At 35.5% G+C, this 21,894-nt stretch carries 14 protein-coding genes; 5 read left to right on the top strand and 9 right to left on the bottom strand.

Going from position 1 to position 21,894, the window contains the following annotated elements; genetic code table 11:
- Positions 1 to 8: 8 nt before the first annotated feature.
- From J2W95_RS00775 to J2W95_RS00755, 5 genes are all read left to right on the top strand, one after another.
- A complete protein-coding gene (locus tag J2W95_RS00775; protein WP_310002928.1) occupies positions 9 to 1,073 on the top strand; it encodes an HlyD family secretion protein in 1,065 nt (354 codons plus the stop codon).
- A 4-nt stretch (positions 1,074 to 1,077) separates the two neighbouring features.
- Positions 1,078 to 2,646 carry an efflux MFS transporter permease gene (locus J2W95_RS00770; protein ID WP_310002926.1) on the top strand — a complete coding sequence of 523 codons (1,569 nt, stop codon included), beginning with the start codon at positions 1,078 to 1,080 and terminating at the stop codon, positions 2,644 to 2,646.
- 124 nt (positions 2,647 to 2,770) lie between these two features.
- Positions 2,771 to 3,472, top strand: coding sequence for a potassium channel family protein (locus tag J2W95_RS00765; RefSeq protein WP_310002924.1), 702 nt, complete (start codon positions 2,771 to 2,773; stop codon positions 3,470 to 3,472).
- A 39-nt stretch (positions 3,473 to 3,511) separates the two neighbouring features.
- Positions 3,512 to 4,579, top strand: coding sequence for an AI-2E family transporter (locus J2W95_RS00760; protein ID WP_310002923.1), 1,068 nt, complete (start codon positions 3,512 to 3,514; stop codon positions 4,577 to 4,579).
- Between the two features lie 786 nt (positions 4,580 to 5,365).
- Positions 5,366 to 7,090, top strand: a complete 1,725-nt coding sequence (locus J2W95_RS00755; RefSeq protein ID WP_310002921.1) for a T9SS type A sorting domain-containing protein — start codon at positions 5,366 to 5,368, stop codon at positions 7,088 to 7,090.
- A gap of 152 nt (positions 7,091 to 7,242) precedes the next feature.
- On the opposite strand, the gene J2W95_RS00750 is transcribed toward J2W95_RS00755, so the two are convergent.
- The 9 genes from J2W95_RS00750 to purL all read right to left on the bottom strand — a co-directional run bounded on the left by J2W95_RS00750 (position 7,243) and on the right by purL (position 21,778).
- Entirely contained in the window at positions 7,243 to 9,033 is a 1,791-nt protein-coding gene (locus J2W95_RS00750; protein WP_310002919.1) for an acyl-CoA dehydrogenase family protein, read from the bottom strand.
- A 32-nt stretch (positions 9,034 to 9,065) separates the two neighbouring features.
- The gene (locus J2W95_RS00745; RefSeq protein ID WP_310002917.1) at positions 9,066 to 10,247 is read right to left on the bottom strand and encodes an acetyl-CoA C-acyltransferase; all 1,182 of its coding nucleotides are present in this window, start codon (positions 10,245 to 10,247) and stop codon (positions 9,066 to 9,068) included.
- Positions 10,248 to 10,250: 3 nt separating this feature from the next.
- Complete coding sequence (locus tag J2W95_RS00740) at positions 10,251 to 12,641, bottom strand: 3-hydroxyacyl-CoA dehydrogenase/enoyl-CoA hydratase family protein (protein WP_310002916.1); 2,391 nt, start codon at positions 12,639 to 12,641, stop codon at positions 10,251 to 10,253.
- Between the two features lie 62 nt (positions 12,642 to 12,703).
- Positions 12,704 to 13,183: a MarR family winged helix-turn-helix transcriptional regulator gene (locus tag J2W95_RS00735; protein WP_310002914.1), complete on the bottom strand. Its 480-nt coding sequence runs from the start codon at positions 13,181 to 13,183 to the stop codon at positions 12,704 to 12,706.
- Positions 13,184 to 13,397: 214 nt separating this feature from the next.
- Entirely contained in the window at positions 13,398 to 14,447 is a 1,050-nt protein-coding gene (locus J2W95_RS00730; RefSeq protein WP_310002912.1) for a proline iminopeptidase-family hydrolase, read from the bottom strand.
- 101 nt (positions 14,448 to 14,548) lie between these two features.
- Entirely contained in the window at positions 14,549 to 16,330 is a 1,782-nt protein-coding gene (locus J2W95_RS00725) for an AMP-dependent synthetase/ligase (protein WP_310002911.1), read from the bottom strand.
- Between the two features lie 238 nt (positions 16,331 to 16,568).
- The gene (locus tag J2W95_RS00720) at positions 16,569 to 17,012 is read right to left on the bottom strand and encodes a hypothetical protein (protein WP_310002909.1); all 444 of its coding nucleotides are present in this window, start codon (positions 17,010 to 17,012) and stop codon (positions 16,569 to 16,571) included.
- A gap of 119 nt (positions 17,013 to 17,131) precedes the next feature.
- Entirely contained in the window at positions 17,132 to 17,914 is a 783-nt protein-coding gene (locus J2W95_RS00715) for a hypothetical protein (protein WP_310002907.1), read from the bottom strand.
- 204 nt (positions 17,915 to 18,118) lie between these two features.
- Complete coding sequence (gene purL, locus J2W95_RS00710; RefSeq protein WP_310002906.1) at positions 18,119 to 21,778, bottom strand: phosphoribosylformylglycinamidine synthase; 3,660 nt, start codon at positions 21,776 to 21,778, stop codon at positions 18,119 to 18,121.
- Positions 21,779 to 21,894: the final 116 nt, after the last annotated feature.

Below are 21,894 nucleotides of genomic sequence, written 5' to 3'. Positions count from 1 at the left end.
TTTTTTTTATGAGCGAAGATAAAACAATCAATGAAGATGCCGTAAAAAGCGAGAAAAAGAGAAATACGATATTGACTATTCTTTCTTTTGTTTTCATTATAGGAGGGGGACTTTGGATATTAAGTTTGTTTTTTGATTTTCATCGGTATGAAACAACGAATAATGCCCAAGTTGAATCTTATATCAACAGTGTTACGGCTAGGGCAACAGGTCACGTGGCATCCATCCGTTTTGATTCCCATCAGTTTGTGCATAAAGGGGATACTTTGGTAATTCTTGATGATGAGGAATACAGAATTAAAGTAAAACAAGCTGAAGCTGATTTGGCAGTTGCAGAAGGAAATCTTCATTCATTGGAACAATCTATCGTTACTGCGACTTCCAAAGAAGCCGCTTCCAAAGATAAATTGTCCGGTGACAAGGCCGATCTTGATAAAGCGCAAAAAGATTACGAACGATTCAAGAATATGTATGCCGATTCTGCTGTAACGCGCAATCAATATGATCAAGTGGTTTCAAAGCTCCAATCGACTAAGTCTTATCTGAATGCTGGTGAGGAAGAGTTATTGGCTAGTGCATCGGCTACCAAACAAAGTTATACCAATCTCGAAGCAGCCAAAGCCACTGTAGAACGTAAAAAAGCCGATTTAGAAAATGCTCTATTGCAGTTGTCTTACACCCGAATCATTGCCTTGGCCGATGGTTATGCTGGAGAAAGAACCATATCTGTTGGCGAGTTGATTAGTGCCAATCAAGTGGTGGCAACATTAGTTTTAAACAGTAAAGTATGGGTAACCGCTAATTTTAAAGAAACCCAAATCGGAAAAATTAAGCTCGGTCAAGAAGTAGTTATTACTATTGATGCACTTGATGGCGAGGAATTTAAAGGGAAAGTAGTTGGGTTTTCCGCAGCAACTGGGGCTAAATTCTCAATGGTGGAGCCTGATAATTCTACAGGAAATTTTGTAAAAATCACACAACGCATTCCTGTAAAAATCGACTTTGAAGCTTCCGCAAAAGAATTGGAAGCCGTAAAACCTGGAATGAATGTCACTGTTGAAATAAAAAAATAAAAGGATGGCTTTAATAAAAAAAGGAAGTGTGTTTACTCTTGTGGGGCTTTATCTCCTTACTATTCCTTTTTTTAATGCCTTGAATGTGACTTCTTACGACAATTCACAGATATTGGGGCATTTCGGAGCTTCTACTACAGTTTTTACTTATTCGACATATATTCCTTTTTTTGCAATGCTCGGTTTCTTGCCTTTGGGACTGAAAATCGGAAAACAAATTCCAATGCGGACAATGATTTTATCCGTTAGTTTTTTGTCTATAATCTGTAATACGGCTACGCTTTATGCGACCACAATTGAATGGTTTACCGTTTGGCGTGCTTTGTTGGCCATTTTGTCTATCATAGGGATTTTTGCCACAATAATTCCCATACTCTTAAAATACAATCCGACTTTTAATATGCCTATTTTGTATGGCATTGTTCAATTTATTCTTCAGGGAAGCAAGCAACTGTATCAATACTTTGGAACACAAATGACAAGTATTCACAACTGGACTTTTGGAATTTACTTTCTGAATGTCAATTTTTTGGTGGCGATATTATTGGCTTGGATTTTTTATAGAAAAGATGTGGCGCCAATGAAATCAGTTTTTCAATTTGATTGGAGAGGTTGGCTTATTTTACTGTTGTTTTTGGTTGTGATTCTTTTTCTTTGTGCTGAAGGACAAACTCGCAATTGGCTGACTGATCCAAGAGTGGCTACTGCAACTGCTTTTTTACTGGTTATAGTTGGCATTTATTTGCTACACGTTCGGTTCAGCGACAACCCGATAATAAACACCGATGTGTATAAATACCGAAACGTAGTTTTAGGGTCTTTGCTTTTTTTTTATACCGGTATGATGAATGGCACAGGAAGTATTGTGACAGGATTTATGACCAATATTTTAGGCTTTGATAGTATCTATGTTGCCCAGACACATTTAGCCATTCTGATTGGCCTTTTTATAGCCATTCCGTTATCAACTTATCTTTTGTTCAAGCGGATTTATTTGGCTACGCTTTGGGTTACGGGGTTCGCTTGCTACGGAATGTATCACACTCTTCTTTATTTTAGATTTTATCCAGAAATAGATTCTTCCGATTTTTTTGGACCATTTATTTTTAAAGGGCTTGCCATTGGCTTTTTGTATCCAGCTGCATCGCTTTATATTTCAGAGAAAGTGCCTAAACCTTTGGGTGATTCCCGAATGATGAGCGGGGTGATTTCTCGTGCCGTTTTTGCTTCATTATTGGGTGGAGCGATTTTAGGAACTTTTATTTCCAATATGAATGTACAGCATAAAACCGGTCTTAGTCAGCAATTATCGGAATTAAATTCGGAGGCCAAAGCACAGTTGGACAAGAACAAGAAAGTTTTTATGCTCCAAGGTTTATCAGCTTGGGAAGCACAGAAAAAAGCCCAAAAAAGCCTTTCGAACCAAACATCACAGTCATCATTAATGCTGGCTTACAAAGATATTTATCTAGTAATGGCAGCTTTGTGTTTTTTCCCGATTCTGGTTCTCCTGATCTTTCGATTAGGACGAAGGCCAATTGGCCGCGTTGATGTGGAACCCATACCTTTTTAACGTTGCTAAGACTCTTAGATTCTAAGATTTGAATTGGTAAATTTTAAAAAGGATAAAATGATTATAAAATGCAGTGTAACTATTTTTCGTAAGCTAAGAATCTTAGCATCTAAATAAAACTATCATGATAAAAAAACAATATAATTTCTTGAATCATTTATGGAATAAGGAAAGTGGCCTCAGCGGAATGTTTGTGTTACTTTTTATTATGCATTTTGTACTGATTCCAATATTTGGAAGTTATTCTTCCTTTATGGTTATTATCAATATATTCTGGATGTTGTTTCTTATTGCAGGTATTATTTCTTTATCCAAAAACAAAAAACAAAGAGTCTCATTTGTAATTATTCCCTCTTTGTTTATACTTTTTAGTTGGATTTCGGTTTTTCGACAGACTCCATTTATTCTATTGGCCGATATCATTTTTACAATTGCAACTTTTATGTTGTTGATTTATTTGGTTTTGAAAAAAGTGTTTGAGCCAGGGCCAATTACGGAACATAGAGTTATAGGCTCAATAGTGGTTTATATGATTTTAGCCAATTTATGGTCTGTGATTTATTTGTTTATCTATGAACATATACCTGGAGCCTTCCAAATCACGTTGCCACCGTTTGAAAGCAATACTTTGCAAGCTAATTTTATGTATTTTAGTTATATAACGATTACAACGACAGGTTATGGAGATATTTTTCCTTTACATCCTTTTGCAAGAGCAATGGTGCAAATCGAAGCCATTATAGGAGTTTTGTATCCCGTCATCCTTATTGGCCGTCTTGTTTCGGATGCCAATGAAAACAAAGCCAAACAGAAACAAAAGCAATAATCATATTTTTAATTTTAACTAATCTTTAAATCAATTTTTATGGAAAATTCAAACCCATACAAAAGCAAACAGCTTTTTGAAGTCATTTTACAGCTAGGACTAGTTTTCCTAATTTTAGGATTTTGTATCAAACTTTTATTGCCATTTATGATGCCAATTCTGTGGGCGATTATATTGGCAATAGTTCTATATCCAGGATACGATTTTCTGCAAAAAAAACTGAAAGGACGCAAAAGTTGGGCTTCATTCATAATTGTTGCAGTCCTACTAATAATTATTATTGCGCCAACCGTAATGTTTGTAAATACGGTTACCGCAAATATTACTGAATTGAAAACTGGTGTTGAGAACGGTACTTTGAAAGTGGCAGCCCCGGGACAAAACATCAAAGACTGGCCGATAATAGGGGATAAAGCATACGACTTTTTATATACTTTATCTACAGATTTAAAAGCTGGTGTAGTAGAATACAAAGAACAAATTGTAGAATTGTCAAAAAAATTATTGGGAAGTGTTCTAAGTTCAACCGTTGCTTTGTTACAGGTAGTCCTATCGGTAATTATAGCAGGCGTATTGATGGTGTCGAAAAGTGCGCAAGATTTGGCTACCAATTTCATCAAGAGAATTTCTGGTGGTTCGGGAGATGAATTTTTGGAAATTTCAGTGTCAACGGTATACCAAGTTGTCAAAGGGATATTAGGCGTTGCTGTTATCCAAACTCTCATCCAAGCCGTGGGACTTTTTGGTGCTGGAATCCCTTTTGCTGGAGTGTTAACAGTCGTTTGTTTGATGCTTTCCATTATTCAAGTAGGGCCTATCATTGTCAATCTTGGGGTAATTGCTTATCTGTTTTCACTAGATAATACCACCGCGGCGGCCTTATGGTCTGTATTTTTTATCGTAAGTGGACTTTCTGATAATGTCCTAAAACCGCTACTGTTAGGAAAAGGAGCTTTAGTACCTATGCTAGTTATTTTCCTAGGTGTAATCGGTGGATTTATGATGTCTGGATTCGTAGGCTTATTTGTGGGACCAATTATATTTTCTATTGGTTACAAATTATTTGCCGCTTGGATGGATGACGACCCCGAAAGCACAACAGTATAATAATCACCAACACTTCATTTTTCTAAATTAGAAAAATAACTTGGGCGTGCCCCCTTTAAGAAAAAAGCCCTATTCATCGCAACGGTGAGTCGGGCTTTTTTCTTAACAGGGTCGGGCTATTCATGATACTTCGGTAGCTTATTTCTATCCTCACGCAATTTACTTTAGAATGAGATATTTAGTTATTCTAACAAATTATTTCAATAAGCATTTGCTTAAACTGAAACATTGCGAGGAATGAAGCAACCTCACTAATAAATGAAAAGGCAAGAAATCATTCGAAAGGAAATGCGAGATGAGATTAGTTAACGCTCAGTTCGCTTCGTTCGGGTGCTTCGTTCCTCACAAAGACATACGTACAGAGAATTTCGCAACCCTCAACACACCTATAATAATGATGTAAAAATAAGAAAGCCATATTGTAATGAAATGACTTTCTTATTTTTATATATACTTGTTTTGTAGCTTCTCTTTGTGGGCACGGTTTACAAAACCGCACTATCATTTTGGAGATATATCCGCGTCATCGGGTGGGAGATACGCTAAATAAAATCATTGTCGAAAACTATTTAATTGAGTAGTCGAGGTTTACCACAATCTAAATATAGAAAGGGAGTAATTTTTTTATGCATATTTAAATCTTTGGTTATATTTGAAGAATAAAAAAATGGCTTTTAATTGACTGATATTGTTGCCATGTTTAAGAAACAAACGGGGCAAGATTTTTTATAGCAATTGTGGTAGATTATAGGCATGAAAAGTATTCAAAAAATTTAAATTTAATTTATGAAAAGAAAATTACACAAATCAATTTTAATATCAATAATAGCCACAATTAGTTTTGGCAATATTGTTAATGCTCAATCTGGTACTACAGATTATGATGGTTTAACAGTGGTTGGAGAAAAAGTTCATGATTTTGGACTAGATAACCTTAAATTAAAATCTATTCAACCCATTGGAAATGATTTGTTATTATTTGCAGAAAAAAGCTCGAAAGTTATGGAACTCTGGTTTTATAATTCTAGTAGTAAAACCACAACATTTGTAACAGACCAATTTTCTAATTATGATTATCAAAGAGGTTATCAAGGTTTTAATGGTATGGCTTCTTTAAATGGGAACTATTATTTAGGAATATACGCTAATCTTACTCCTGATTTTGTTGAAGCAGAGCCTTATGTAACAAATGGGACATCATCGGGAACCTTCCTGTTGGCCGATGTACATGCCAATGAATCGGATTGGGTGTATTCCAGTGTACCGACCACATATATAAATTTTGACAATCATGTTTTTTTTAATGCATCTGATGGATTACCTGGAGGACAAAAGGTATATAAACATGATGGCAGCTCAGCTCCAACTGTTGCCACAGGTGTGTATCCTATTAGTTTTTGGCAGGTAATGAATAATGAATTGTACTTTTTGACATCATATGGAGGCGAATCAAAAGTAGGATTGTATAAGTTATCTGACGCATCATCATTACCTGTTTTTATTTCTAGTTTTGAAAAATTTTATGATTTGCAAGTAATGGGAAATAAATTGATTTTTTGGGGAGAAAAAAAATCAGGTGATAACATAGGTTATGAAGTGTATGTAAGTGATGGAACTTCTGAGGGTACTATTCTTTTAAAAGATATAGTGCCAGGCAGTCAATCTCCTTTAAATATTGCGGCTGGTGCTTCTGATAAAACTACAACTAAGAAATGGATGCATACTTTAGTGACATTAAATGATATTGCTTATTTCTCTTATCAGGACCCTACAAATTCTAATAGCTATCTAATGAGGACTGATGGTACCGAAGTTGGAACTTATTCTGTTTTTACAAGTACTTCTTATGTAACAAATGTTTTTAAATCTGGTAATAACATTACATTTAGCGGTTATGATGATACAACAGACAAGCGAAGAACATACTCAATTAACGGTAATGACACACCACATCTTATTTCAAATGGCAATAATCTAACTTATTCTTTTGGTGGAGCAAATATTGAAGGGAGATTGGCTTTTGATGATAATGGACAATTGATTGGGAAAATTATATTCTATGATGATAACGGGAGTAATAGTAATTATATAGGTTTTACAGATGGTACAGATTTAAATACAAAAGCTTATAAGGTCGTTGATAATAATAACAATTTTTTGGATTTAAATTATATTGATGATTTAACTGCTATTGGAGATGACGTATTTTTTCAACTGGATTATGACTTATATAAAATCAATAGGAGTTCTTCATTAGGTACTAAAAAAGAGAATAAAGAAAATGACTCTGTATTAGTTTACATCAACTCTAATGATAAGCTTATTATTGAATTGAAAGATTATGAAAATACTACAGCTGAAATATTTAATTTGCAGGGACAGTTATTGCAAAATTTATCATTACAATCATCCAAGACTGCAATAGAAATGAATAAGCTTGCAAGTGCAGTTTATTTAGTTAAAATTAAAAATTCCAAAGGAGAAATCGTAAAAAAAATAATCAAGAATTAAACCATAAAATGGACTGGCTTAATCTAAAAGCTAGTTAGGTCCGATGATGTGGATTTGTATTCCGTGTCTGTAATTATCCAATAAAAAAGCCGCTTTGTCATTCAGGGACAATAGCGGCTTTTTACAAATAAAAACTAAAAAAGATTTTTATATTAGAAACAGTATGCGTTTTCTGCAACTAATTTTGTTGTGATTGTTTCTCTTAAACCAACAACATTTGGCATATTTGTGTATTTAGTAAAACGACGTAATCCCATTAACATCATGCGTTGTTCATCGCCTTCGGCAAAAGAAACAATTCCTTCTTTTCCTTTTTGAGTAATGATATCAACTGCTTCGTACAAGTACAATTGTGCCATTGCGATTTGCTCTTTTACTTTATCGGCACCGTTAGTTTTTGCTAATTTTTCGGTTCTTAAGATCGTACTTTCAGCTACATAAATTTCGATCAAAATATCAGAGGCAGCCATCAATAATTGTTGGTGTGCATCTAAGTCAGCTCCGTATTTTTGAACGGCACCACCAGCAACCATAAGGAATACTTTTTTCAATTTTGCAATCATTTCTTTTTCTTCTGCAAACAATTCAGAATAGTCTGGAGTATCAAAAGATGGAATTCCCATTAATTCTTCTTGTACTTTAGAAGCAGGTCCTAGCAAATCAACGTGCCCTTTCATTGCTTTTTTGATCAACATACCAACAGAAAGCATTCTGTTGATTTCGTTTGTTCCCTCGTAGATACGAGCAATACGAGCATCTCTCCAAGCACTTTCCATAGGTGTGTCTTCTGAGAATCCCATTCCACCAAAGATTTGGATTCCTTCGTCAGCACAGTTTTGAACGTCTTCAGAAACAGCTACTTTCAAGATAGAACACTCGATAGCATATTCTTCAACACCTTTTAATTCTGACTCTTGGTGTGAAGCACCAGCAGCTTCACGTTCGGCAATACGATCTTCAATATCTTTTGCTGCACGGTAAGAAGCACTTTCTCCTGCGTAGCAAGAAGTTGCCATTTCAGCCAATTTAGAACGGATAGCTCCAAATTGAGAAATAGCAGTATTAAACTGGATTCTTTCATTTGAATAGTTCACCGCTCCTGTGATTACTCTACGTTGAGCGTCCAAACAAGCTGCTGCCAATTTGATACGACCTACGTTCAAGGCGTTCATTGCGATTTTGAAACCATTTCCTCTTTCAGACAACATGTTTTCAGCAGGAACTTTAGTCTCATTGAAGAAAACCTGACGAGTAGAAGAAGCACGAATACCTAATTTATGCTCTTCTTCATTCATTGAAATTCCATTATCAGGAGTGTTTTCTACGATAAATCCAGTGATGTTTTTGTCATCTCCAATTCTTGCGAATACGATGAAAACAGAACAGAATCCTGCATTCGAAATCCACATTTTTTGTCCAGTGATAGAATATGTTTTTCCGTCTTCTGATAAAACAGCTTTAGTTTTCCCAGAGTTAGCATCAGAACCAGCACCTGGCTCAGTCAAGCAATATGCTCCAAACCATTCCCCAGAAGCTAATTTTGGTACGTATTTTTGTTTTTGTTCTTCAGTTCCATATAATGTGATTGGCATTGTCCCAATTCCGGTGTGAGCTCCAAAAGCAGTCGAGAATGAACCCGTTGCTCCCGAAATATAATCACATACCAAAACGGTATTTACAAATCCCATTCCCATTCCGCCATAAGCTTCAGGTACAGCTACGCTTAAGAAACCAAGATCTCCTGCCTTTTTCATACACTCTTGTGTATAGCCGTAATCTTTTTTCTCAAAACGATCTTTGTGTGCCCACAATTCTTTATCAACGAACTCTCTTACAGAGTCACGCATCATTAATTGCTCTTCATTGAAATCTTCAGGTGTGAAAATATCTTCACATTTTGTTTCTTTTACGATGAATTGACCACCTCTTGTTTTATCGCTCATTTTTTATTTTTTTTAGTAATAGACTTTTTTAATTAAATTAATTCGAATATCCCTGCAGAACCTTGTCCAGTTCCAACACACATAGAAACAATTCCATATTTGCTTCCTCTGCGTTTCATCTCATCAAACAATTGAACAGATAATTTGGCTCCGGTACAACCTAGAGGGTGACCCAAGGCAATAGCTCCACCATTCACATTGATAATGTCAGGATTCAAGTTTAGCTCGCGAGTAACTGCCAATGCTTGTGAAGCAAAAGCTTCGTTCAATTCAATTAAATCAATATCATTTAGAGTCAATCCTGCTTGTTTCAACGCTTTTGGAATGGCTTTTACAGGTCCAATTCCCATAATTCTTGGCTCAACACCTGCAGAGGCGAAGTTTACCAAACGAGCGATAGGTTGAAGATTTAATTCTTTTACCATTTCTTCGCTCATAACCAGTACGAAAGCTGCACCATCACTCATTTGAGAAGAGTTACCGGCTGTAACACTTCCATCGGCAGCAAAGACAGCTCTAAGACCAGCCAATGCTTCTAAAGAAGTTCCAGCTCTTGGGCCTTCGTCTTTGTTTACAACATATGATTTGGTTTCTTTTTTACCATTTTCATTGATAAAAGTTTGTTCTACTGTGATAGGTACAATTTGTTTGTCAAATTTACCTTCAGCTTGAGCTTTCAAAGCTTTATTGTGTGATTGAAAAGCAAATTCATCTTGGTCTGCACGAGAAATGTTGAATTGTTTAGCCACCGCTTCGGATGTCAATCCCATTCCCCAGTAGTAATCCTCGTGTCCTGCTTTTGCAACAGCATAATCCGGAGTAGGTTTGTAACCTCCCATTGGAATATAACTCATACTTTCGGCTCCACCAGCAATGATACAATGTGCCATTCCTGATTGGATTTTGGCAGTTGCCATTCCGATTGTTTCCAATCCTGAAGCACAATATCTGTTTACGGTAACTCCAGGTACATCGTCTACTTTTAATCCCATCAAAGAGATCAAACGTCCTACGTTCAAACCTTGTTCTGCTTCCGGCATGGCGTTTCCTACCATAACGTCATCAATACGTGTTTTGTCAAAATCAGGCAACTCATTCATCATGTATTGAATGGTTTCTGCAGCCAATTCATCAGGTCTTTTAAATCTAAAAACTCCTTTTGGTGCTTTTCCTACCGCAGTACGATAAGCTTTAACTATATATGCTGTTTTCATTTCTTAGTTTCTTAGAGGTTTCCCTTTGGTTAACATAAATTGAATTCTCTCCAATGTTTTTCTTTCGGTACAAAGTGACAAGAAAGCTTCACGCTCGATGTCTAATAAATATTGCTCAGATACCAAAGTGTGTTCTGATAAATCACCACCAGCCATAACATAAGCCAGTTTGTTTGCAATTTTCAAATCGTGCTCTGAGATGTATTTACCGGCAACCATTTGGTTAGTTCCTACCAAGAACATTCCCAATGCTTGTTTACCTAAAACTTTTACATCTGTTCTGCGGATAGGTTGTGTATAACCAGCTTCTGCCATTAACAACGCGTGTTTTTTGGCTTCGGCAATTTGACGGTCTTTGTTTACAACAACGATATCTTTACCATGTTGTAAAAGTCCTGTGTCAAAAGCTTCATAAGCCGAAGTAGATACTTTTGCCATTGCGATGGTCATGAAATATTCTTGTAAAACATTCAGTTCAACATCGTTTTTACGGAATAAATCGGATGCACGCATGGCCAGTTCTTTCGAACCTCCACCGCCAGGAATTACCCCAACTCCAAATTCAACTAATCCCATATAAGTTTCTGCAGCTGCAACCACTTTATCAGCATGTAAGCTCATTTCGCAACCACCACCAAAAGTCATTCCGTGAGGAGCAACCACAACAGGGATTCCAGAATAACGCACACGCATCATAGTGTCTTGGAACATTTTGATAGCCATATTCAACTCATCATATTCTTGCTCCACCGCCATCATAAATATCATTCCGATATTGGCACCAACAGAGAAATTCGCTGCTTGGTTTCCAATAACTAAACCTTGGTATTCTTTTTCAGATAAGTCAATTGCTTTGTTGATAGCTTGTAAAACATCACCACCAATTGTATTCATTTTAGATTGGAATTCTAAGTTCAAAATTCCGTCTCCTAAATCTTGTATGATAGCTCCACTATTGCTCCAAACTTTTTTACTTTCGCGAATGTTGTTCAGAATGATAAATGCATCTTGACCAGGAACTTTAGTTTGAGATTTCGTTGGAATATTGTAGAAATAAGTAGCTCCTTCTTTTACAGTATAAAAACTAGTACTTCCAGAAGCAAGCATTTCGGTAACCCAAGCTGCAGGCTCAAGACCTTCGGCTTTCATGATTTCGATTCCATTTTGAACACCAATGGCATCCCAAATTTCGAATGGACCATTTTCCCATCCAAAACCAGCTTTCATGGCGTCGTCTATTTTGTATAATTCATCAGAGATTTCAGGAATACGGTTGGAAACGTAAGCAAACATTCCAGAGAAACTTTTTCTGTAGAATTCACCCGCTTTATCTTTTCCTTTAACTAAAACCTTAAATCTGTTGATTGGTTTGTCGATTGTTTTTGTCAATTCCAAAGTAGCAAAAGAAGCTCTTTTGGCAGGACGGTATTCAAGAGTATCCAAGTCCAAAGAAAGAATGTCTTTGTCTACTTTTTTGTAGAAACCTTGACCAGTTTTGCTTCCCAACCATTTGTTTTCCATCATTTTATTTACAAATTCTGGAAGTTTGAACAATTCGTGTTGTTCGTCTGTTGGGCAGTTTTCGTAGATTCCGTTGGCAACATGTACCAAAGTATCTAATCCAACAACATCTACAGTTCTGAAAGTAGCCGATTTTGGACGACCAATAACCGGTCCTGTCAATTTATCTACTTCTTCAATAGTCAATCCCAATTCTTTTACCAAGTGGAACAAACTTTGGATTCCGTAAATACCAATACGGTTTCCGATAAATGCTGGAGTATCTTTGGCAACAACCGAAGTTTTACCCAAGAATTTCTCTCCGTATATGGTTAAGAAATCCAAAACTTCAGAAGAAGTTTGCGGACCAGGAATAATTTCGAATAATTTTAAGTAACGCGCAGGGTTAAAAAAGTGAGTACCACAGAAATGCTTTTGGAAATCTTCGCTACGTCCTTCGCTCATGAAATGAATTGGAATACCAGAAGTGTTGGATGTAACCAAAGTTCCCGGTTTTCTGAATTTTTCAATTTGCTCAAAAACCAATTTTTTGATGTCCAAACGCTCCACAACCACTTCGATAATCCAATCTACATTGGCAATCTTTGCCATATCGTCCGTAGTGTTTCCAGTTGTGATTCGGCTTGCGAATTTTTGACTGTAAATAGGAGAGGGCTTCGATTTTAAGGAGTTGGCCAAATGTTCGTTTACCAGTCGGTTGCGAACAATTTTACTTTCAAGTGTAAGTCCTTTTTTGGCTTCGGCATCAGTCAATTCTCTTGGAACGATATCCAAAAGTAAGACTTCGACTCCAATGTTGGCAAAATGACAAGCAATTCCTGAACCCATAATTCCGGATCCGATTACTGCTACTTTTTTAATGGTGCGTTTCATACTTAGTTACTATTTTTTTTCTTTTCTTAATTGAATATGTTATCGCCATTCATCATTATTTGTTAATGTTTTTGAATCTTGTCGATATCATCATTATCGTTTTCTGGTTTATTGAATATATTTTTATTCTGAATTAGTTCGTTGATCGTTTCGGCGACTTCTATGAAATTGTTTAGTTTTTCCTCTGAAACATGTTTTCTAATAGTTTCATTAAAACTCAAAACGGTATTCCTTGAAAGTTCTCTTTTTTCTTTTCCAAATTCGGTCAGATAAATCAAAACTCCTCTACCGTCTTCTGGATTTTTCTTTCTAATTATTAGCCCTTTTTCTTCCATCGACTTTAGGGTTCTGGTTAAGCTCGTAGCTTCCATTCCCATTCTTGGGCCCAATGCTGTTGAAGGTGTGCCTTCTTCTCTGTCGATGCTTAATAAGGCAAATCCAGTTGCCATTGTTGCGTCATATTTGTTGGCTTCTTCGTTATACATTCTGGATACGGCTTGCCAAGTTGCTCTTAGGATATAATCTATTGTTTTGTTTTTCATATTTTACTATATCGATTTCAAATGTAATAAAAAAAATACTATGCACGCATAATAAATTTTATTTTTTTTTAATTTTTTATAAATATAAATAAAAAACTCCTTTAAAATAAGGAGTTTGGGAAATATTATGCATGCGTACTATTTTCTTGTTTTAACAGAAATGATGTTTTTTTGATTTTTAAAATTTGGGTGTAATTAATTTTCGATAATAAAATTATCCTTTTTTAAAATCCCCGTTATCCACATCTCTCAAAAACTGAATCACACCTTTGAAATAGTTTTTTTGGTCATCATATTGCGAAAGATGACTTCCGTTAGGGCAATATAAAAATCGTCCGTTTTGAACTTCGTGTGACATCCATTCCATATGTTTGGGGTCCATGGTGTCGTATTTGGCACCAATTACCAAAGTTGGAACGGTAATCGTTTTAAGTCTTGCAGTGACATCCCAATCTTTTAAAGTGGCATCTCCAGTAATTCCAAATTCACTAGGGCCTTGCATATATACATATACGTTTGGGTTGATGTGCTTGAAACATCTATTGATGGATTCAGGCCATTTGTCAATAGGCATTCTTAAAATATGTTCGGTATAATAATATTTAAAAAGCAGTTCAGTGTATTTAGGATTGGTATAATCCTTGTTTTTTTCAAATGTTTTTATTTGGTCAAAAACAGCTTTTGGAAGTTTTGGTCCAAGTACTTCGTCAGCATATTTGTTGTAAGCAGGTGCACTGGCCATCATGTTGGAAATAATCAGTCCTTTGAGATTCTTTTGATATTTTAAGGCGTACTCCATGGCAAGGATTCCACCCCAGGATTGCCCTAAAACATAAAAATTAGTATTGTCACAGCCTAGTGCTTTTCGAACCTGCTCTACTTCTTCGACAAATCGTTCATTTGTCCATAAACTATTGTCGTTCGGCTGATCGCTGTAATAAGATCCTAATTGATCATAATAGATGTATTCGATACTTTCGTTCGGGAAATAGCCATCAAATGACTCATAGAGCTCATGTGTGAGACCTGGACCTCCATGAAGTAGTAATACTTTGATTGTTGGATTGTTTCCCACGGTTTTTGTCCAAACTTTGAAATTTCCTTTGGGAGTGGTGATAGGAATCATTTTGATACCACCTGTAAATTGATCATCTCTTTTGGAGAAGTCCAGATAATTGGATTTAACTGTGTCTTCGGGTTTTTCTTTGCAACCTACAATCAAAAAGAGGCCGATGAAAAGCATTGTGTAGATTCTTATTCTCATGATGTTTTTTTAAATTACAGTGAAGGTAAGAAGTTTTTAAATACAAAAAAAAAGTCCCGATAGTAACTATCAGGACTTTGAGGTTTTAAATTATAAAAAGGTTACAGAGAATGACCGTATATTTTTTCATAAAGGTCTTTGTATATTTCCAGTATAATTTTTCTTTTTAATTTTAGGGTAGGAGTAAGGTGACCTCCGCCAATTGACCAAACATCTGGTGTTAATTCGAAACGTTTTACTTGTTCCCAATTTCCAAATTTTGGATTGATATGGTCAACTTCTTCTTTAATACGGTCGATCACTTTTGGATTGGAAATTATTTCTTGGTTTGTTTCTCCTATTTCAATATGGTGTAATTTTGCCCATTCTTTAACAAATTCAAAATTTGGCTGTATCATGGCTCCAGGCATTTTTTCTCCATCACCAATAACCATAATCTGCTCGATAAAACGAGATTGTTTCATGGTGTTTTCGATAATTTGTGGTGCAATGTATTTACCTCCAGATGTTTTAAACATTTCTTTCTTGCGGTCAGTAATTGTCAAAAATCCGTTTTGATCAACATTACCAATATCTCCAGTATGGAAATATCCATCAATGATAGCTTCGGCTGTTTTTACAGGATCCTTGTAATAGCCCATCATGACATTAGGCCCTTTGCAAAGAATTTCACCGTCTTCGGCAATTTTCACTTCTACATTGTCAATAGCTTTTCCAACGGTTCCAACTTTGAAACCTTTGTTTCTCATGTCATTTACAGTAATTACAGGAGAAGTTTCGGTTAATCCGTAACCTTCCATAACTGGAATTTCTGCAGCTGCAAATACGCGGGACAATCTTTTTTGTAAAGCGGCACTTCCGGAAACCATTAAATCTAAGTTCCCTCCCAAACCTTCTTTCCATTTGCTGAAAATTAGTTTACGGGCAATTTTTAATTGGGATTCATACCAAAAACCATTGGCACCATAAGGCTCGTAACGAAGTCCTAAATCGATAGCCCAAAAGAAAAGCATTTTTTTAATTCCTTTCAATTCGGTTCCTTTTGCAAGGATACTATCATATACTTTTTCCAAAAGTCTTGGTACAGCAGTGATTACGGTCGGTCTTACTTCTTTTAAATTGCTACTAATTTTGTCTATAGATTCGCCGAAATATACTGAAACACCATAATATTGGTACAGATATAAGATCATTCTTTCGAAAATATGACAGATAGGAAGGAAACTTAATGCCACACTTTTTCCTGCTTCGAAAGGAATTCTGGATGCACTGTTAAGTACGTTTGAAACAATATTTCGATGAGACAACATAACTCCTTTTGGTCGTCCTGTTGTTCCTGATGTATAAATAATAGTTGCTAAATCATCTGGTTTTACGTTGTTTTTTCTATCTTCAACAACATCCTGATTGCTTTTGTCTTCTCCAAGATTTAATAATTCATTCCAGTTTCTACATCCCTCAATTTCATTGAATGAAAAAACTTCTTTTAAGGAAGATACATTTGCTTTTATGTTTTTTACTTTATTGTATACTTCAATATCCGAAACAAATACATACATAGCCTCAGAATGATTTAGAATATATTCATAATCTTCTTGAGTAATAGTTGGATAGATAGGAACGTTTTGGGCACCAGTCTGTAAAATACCAATATCCATGATATGCCATTCCGTTCTATTATTACTTGAAATGATAGCGATTTTATCATCTTTTTGGATGCCCATTCTTAGTAATGCCCTAGAAATTGCATTAGCTTTATCAAGATATTCCTGGGTTGAGGTTTTCACCCAAACACCATCTTGCTTTGTTACCAAAGCATCTAATTTATTGTAATTTTCTAGCTGATAGTAAGGAAAATCAAAAAGACGGGTAATCGTTCTCATTGTATGATTGTTAAATTTTTTCGCAAATTAAATAAAAATTAATAATAATTTTTATTTTCCAATGATTAATTATGATTAATATAATTACATTATTGGTAATCAACGAAATCGATTTCTTGAAATGGTGTAATTTAAATGACTTGGATTGAGAAAAGCGTTTTTTTAATTAGTTTTCGAATAAATTAACTTGTAAAATAGAGGATATACAAGTATTTAAGATTTTTGATTTAGAATATTGTTATTCGATATATTCTTTTACTCTTTCTCCAGAAATAAACATTTTCTTTTTATCATAATGAATCGAAAAAGACTGTAAAATCCACTCGTTTTCATCTTCTGATTTAGATTTTGATGTATTACTTTTTTTGTACCAAAGTGAATATGAAGCGCTGTTGAATCCTTCTTTGAAAATTGGAACTCCAGATTCGGAGCATTCAATTCCCCAAATGATATTTTCTTTTACAAGATCTTCATTTTGTATAATTCCTGAGCCATCTGGATTGAGGATTGTTGTAGGCTCAATTTGATTTACGTAAGTGTAAAGACCAGTAACGGGATAACCAATGACCGTAGCGATATAGTGGTCTTTGTCTTTGTTTCTGATTTTGGTAACTTTAAGTTGGGCATAGGAATGTGTCGCACTTAATACAAGTGCAGCAAGCAGTAAAGTAATTTTTTTCATGAATGTAGGTTAATTTTAAAAAGTCTAATAAGCGAGGGGCGTTGCTTTATAGATTAAAGATGATTGTAAATTATTATATTTTGGGCTAAGATACAAATGGAATTGTAGATAAAAAACAACTAATAAGTATAATTATATAAATTTAAAAAGCCTTCTAGAAACTCTTTGATTCCTTTAGAGTTATAAAGATAGATGTTCATTTTTTTCTCAATTACGTTACCGTTTTCATCAAGTTTATAAGTGATAATTATTTCTCTATTTGGGTATTTTGTGTTGTTATCCGAATTGATTGTAATTATGTCGATTGGCCTATTGTTACGGTCGTATTTGTAAATATTTTTATGGGATAAAATGCCAGATTTAAAAGTATGTTCTTCTTTTACCAGTGCATTAGAATCGTAAATGTATTTTGTTGTTGTTTCTGTAGATTGGTAATCAATTTGGACGATTTGATTGTCATCATTGAAATGGTAAAAGTACTCATTTCGAGTAGTTTTCTTTTTTGATGTACCTTCTGTAATTTCTTCTCCTTTGTATAAAATATTTTTCTTTTGGACATATTTGTAATCAACCGTAGAGAAATCTGGAGTTTGAGCTTCATTTTCCAAATTGGTATTGATTGTGTCTTTATCTTTGGATACATTGACAGTCTCAATATCTACATGTGAAATATAACCTTTGTTGGTGTAGCTAAAAAACTGCTTTTTTGAAAGTATATACTTGTAATTTTGTTCAAATTCTTTGGTTGAACCTTCAGTGTGAAATTTATAAAAATTATTGACCAATTCAGTATCACCTGTTGTATTTCCTTTTACGTTTATCGAAAATTGCTGCTCATGCATTTGGGTTACATTTCCTTTTAGTTCTAAGGTTTTTGCATTAGAACCATACAATTCTAACATAGGATTAATTTTTAAGGACTCGTCTGAAATTTGTGCAAATACTGGATTTATTAAAAGTAGTAGGCTTATAATAAAAATATTTTTTTGAATAGTAATCATTGGTTTTTTTTAGGTTAATTAAGATTTTAGGGCAAAAATCTTCATGAAAAACCCGTCTCTTAAAATTGTTAGAGACGGGCTTTATTAGGTAAGAGCAATAAAATTTTATTTGTTAGTATTGTCAATCCATTTTTTTGCATTCACAAAAGCTTCGTGCCAAGGAGTAACCTCGTCATTTCTGTCTTTTGGATAATGTGCCCAGTTCCATTGGAAAGTAGAACGCTCAATATGTGGCATCATTACCAAGTGACGACCTGTTGTGTCACACATCATTGCTGTATTGAACGCCGATCCATTTGGATTTGCAGGATATCCTTCGTAACCGTATTTTCCAACGATGTTGTATTGGTCTTCTGCGTATGGTAAATTGAATTTTCCTTCACCATGCGAAACCCAAACTCCAAGAGTGCTTCCTGCTAAAGTTGATAACATCACCGAATTGTTTTCTTGAACTTTTACAGAAGTAAAAATACTTTCGTGTTTGTGACTTTCGTTATGAAGCATTTTTCCGTGAACTTCATGTTCAGGGTTAATCACTTCCAATTCCATAAACAATTGGCAACCGTTACAAATTCCAACAGATAAAGTATCTTCTCTTTTGAAGAAGTTTTTCAACGCCGTGTTTGCTTTTTCGTTGTATTTGAAAGCTCCGGCCCAACCTTTAGCAGAACCTAAAACATCTGAATTAGAGAATCCTCCAACAGCTCCAATGAATTGAATGTCTTCTAATGTTTCACGACCAGAAATCAAGTCAGTCATGTGAACGTCTTTTACGTCAAAACCTGCTAAGTACATAGCATTAGCCATTTCGCGCTCGGAGTTACTTCCTTTTTCACGGATGATTGCTGCTTTTGGTCTTGGTTTTGAAGCGTCAATTACAGGTTTTTTTCCTGTAAAGTGAGTAGGGAAAGTATAGTTTAATACTTGGTTTTTATAATTGTCGAAACGTGCTTGCGCTGTTCCGTTTTTTGCTTGTTTTTGGTCTAATAAGAAAGACGTTTTAAACCAAATATCTCTGTATTTAGCAATGTCCAATTTGCAAGGACCAAAGTCTAAAGTAGCTTCGGTTGTTGCGGTTCCTAGTTTGAAGAAAGATACATTGTTGGCGTTTAATTTAGCTTCAACTGCTTCGTCTGAATTGGCTTGGAAAACAACAGCTATGTTTTCAGAGAATAAGTATTTGATGATGTCTTTTTCTTCGAAAACAGAGAAGTCAATTTTGGCTCCCAAATTAACATCAGCAAAACACATTTCTAATAAAGTAGTAATCAATCCACCACTTCCAATATCGTGTCCTGTCAAGATTTGATTGTCTAAAATCAATTCTTGAAGAGTATTGAATGCATTTTTGAAAAAAGCGGCATCTTTGATAGTTGGTGCATCGTTTCCGATTACATTCAGCGTTTGTGCCAAAGAAGAACCTCCTAATTTGAATTCGTCCTGAGACAAATTGATATAATAAATAGAACCGCCGTCTTTTTGTAAAACAGGCTCTACTACTTTTCGAATGTCTATACAATTTCCACCAGCAGAAATAATTACCGTTCCCGGTGCGATTACTTCGTCGTTTGGATATTTTTGTTTCATCGAAAGTGAATCTTTTCCAGTTGGAATGTTGATTCCCAATTCGATTGCAAATTCAGAACAAGCTTCAACAGCTGCATACAAACGAGCATCTTCACCAGCATTTTTACAAGCCCACATCCAGTTTGCCGAAAGTGAAATCCCTTTCATTCCGTCTTTAATTGGAGCCCAAACAATGTTTGATAATGATTCGGCGATAGCTGTTCTAGTTCCTGCAACAGGATCAATCAAAGAAGCAATAGGAGAGTGCCCAATTGAGGTTGCAACTCCTTCTTTTCCTTGATAATCTAATGCCATTACGCCAACATTGTTCAAAGGCAATTGCAATGGTCCTGCGCATTGTTGTTTGGCTACTTTTCCGCCAACGCAACGGTCAACTTTGTTAGTTAACCAGTCTTTACAGGCAACAGCTTCCAATTGCAAAACTTGCTCTAAGTAAGTTGCGATGTTTTTTACATTATATTCTAAACCACCATAGTTGTAATCGATGGTTTTGTCGGTCATTACCGTTTTTGGAGAACTTCCGAAGAAATCTTCCAAAGCATAATCCATAGGTTTTAAACCAGTAGTTTTAGACTCGAAAGTAAAACGGTGGTCACCGGTTACGTCACCCACTTGGTACATTGGAGAACGCTCTCTGTCTGCGATTCTTTGTAACGTATCAATATCTTTTTTACCAATAACTAATCCCATTCTTTCTTGAGATTCGTTACCAATGATTTCTTTTGCCGAAAGGGTAGGATCACCAACAGGTAATTTATCCAAATCAATTAAACCTCCAGTTTCTTCAACCAATTCCGAAAGACAGTTTAAGTGTCCTCCAGCTCCGTGATCGTGAATAGAAACGATTGGGTTGTTGTCGCTTTCCACCAAACCACGAATGGCATTGGCAGCACGTTTTTGCATTTCTGGGTTAGAACGTTGGATAGCATTTAATTCAATTCCTGAACCAAAAGCTCCTGTATCTGCTGATGAAACCGCAGCGCCGCCCATTCCAATTCTATAATTTTCTCCACCAAGGATAACAATTTTGTCTCCTTCTTGCGGTTTGTGTTTTATTGCTTGATCTAATTTTCCGTAGCCAATTCCTCCTGCCTGCATGATTACTTTGTCGTAACCAATTTTGCGGTCATTTTCTTGGTGTTCGAAAGTCAAAACTGAACCGGTAATAAGCGGTTGTCCAAATTTATTTCCAAAATCTGAAGCTCCGTTTGAAGCTTTAATCAAGATGTCCATTGGAGTTTGATACAGCCATTTTCTTTCGGCTACGGCATCTTCCCATGGTCTGTTTTCCTCCAAACGAGAATATGAAGTCATGTAAACAGCAGTTCCTGCCATTGGCAACGAACCTTGTCCTCCAGCTAAACGGTCACGAATTTCTCCTCCTGATCCTGTTGCAGCTCCGTTGAAAGGCTCTACAGTTGTTGGAAAATTGTGTGTTTCGGCTTTTAAGGAAATAACTGAATCAAATTCTTTTATTTCGTAAAAATCAGGTTTGTCTGCAGTTTTTGGAGCAAATTGCTGAACTCTTGGTCCTTTTACAAAAGCAACGTTGTCTTTGTAAGCCGAAACTATATCGTTAGGGTTTTCCTGAGATGTTTTTTTGATTAATTTGAAAAGAGAAGTTTCTTTTTCCACACCGTCAATAACAAAAGTTCCGTTGAAAATCTTGTGACGACAGTGTTCTGAATTGGCTTGAGAGAAAGCAAAAATCTCAGAATCCGTTAATTTTCTACCTAGTTTGGTTGATAAATTATCCAAATATTCCACTTCTTCTTGGCTTAAAGCCAAACCTTCTGTTTTGTTATAAGTAGCAATATCATCAATGTTGAGAATTGCTTCTGGTTGAATGTGAATCGTAAAAATATCTTGATTCAATTCAGTATATTTTTGGGAAAGCATAGGGTCGAAATCATTGAAATCGGCTGCTACTTTGTGAAATTCTTCGATACGAATGATTCCAGTAATCCCCATGTTCTGGGTAATTTCCACCGCATTGGTACTCCAAGGAGTAATCATAGTGGCACGAGGTCCAACAAAAAAATCCGACAAAACGGATTTTTCTACTTTATTGGAATCGGCGAATAGCCAGTTGAGTTTTGAAATGTCTTGAGCCGAAATTTCGTTTTGCGTTTGTACTGCAAAAACAGTTTTGCTTTGGTTTTCAAAGAAATGAATCATTGTTGTGTAGTTTGTTGTATTTAACGGTGCAAATTTAGTTTAAATATATAGTAAGAGCAAATGTGATAAGCAAAGTCTTAAAAAAAATAAATAGGTAAAAAGGTAATGCCAATTAA

Source organism: Flavobacterium granuli (assembly GCF_031456055.1).
Classification (GTDB): domain Bacteria; phylum Bacteroidota; class Bacteroidia; order Flavobacteriales; family Flavobacteriaceae; genus Flavobacterium; species Flavobacterium granuli_A.
This window is presented reverse-complemented; position numbering and strand designations above follow the sequence as displayed.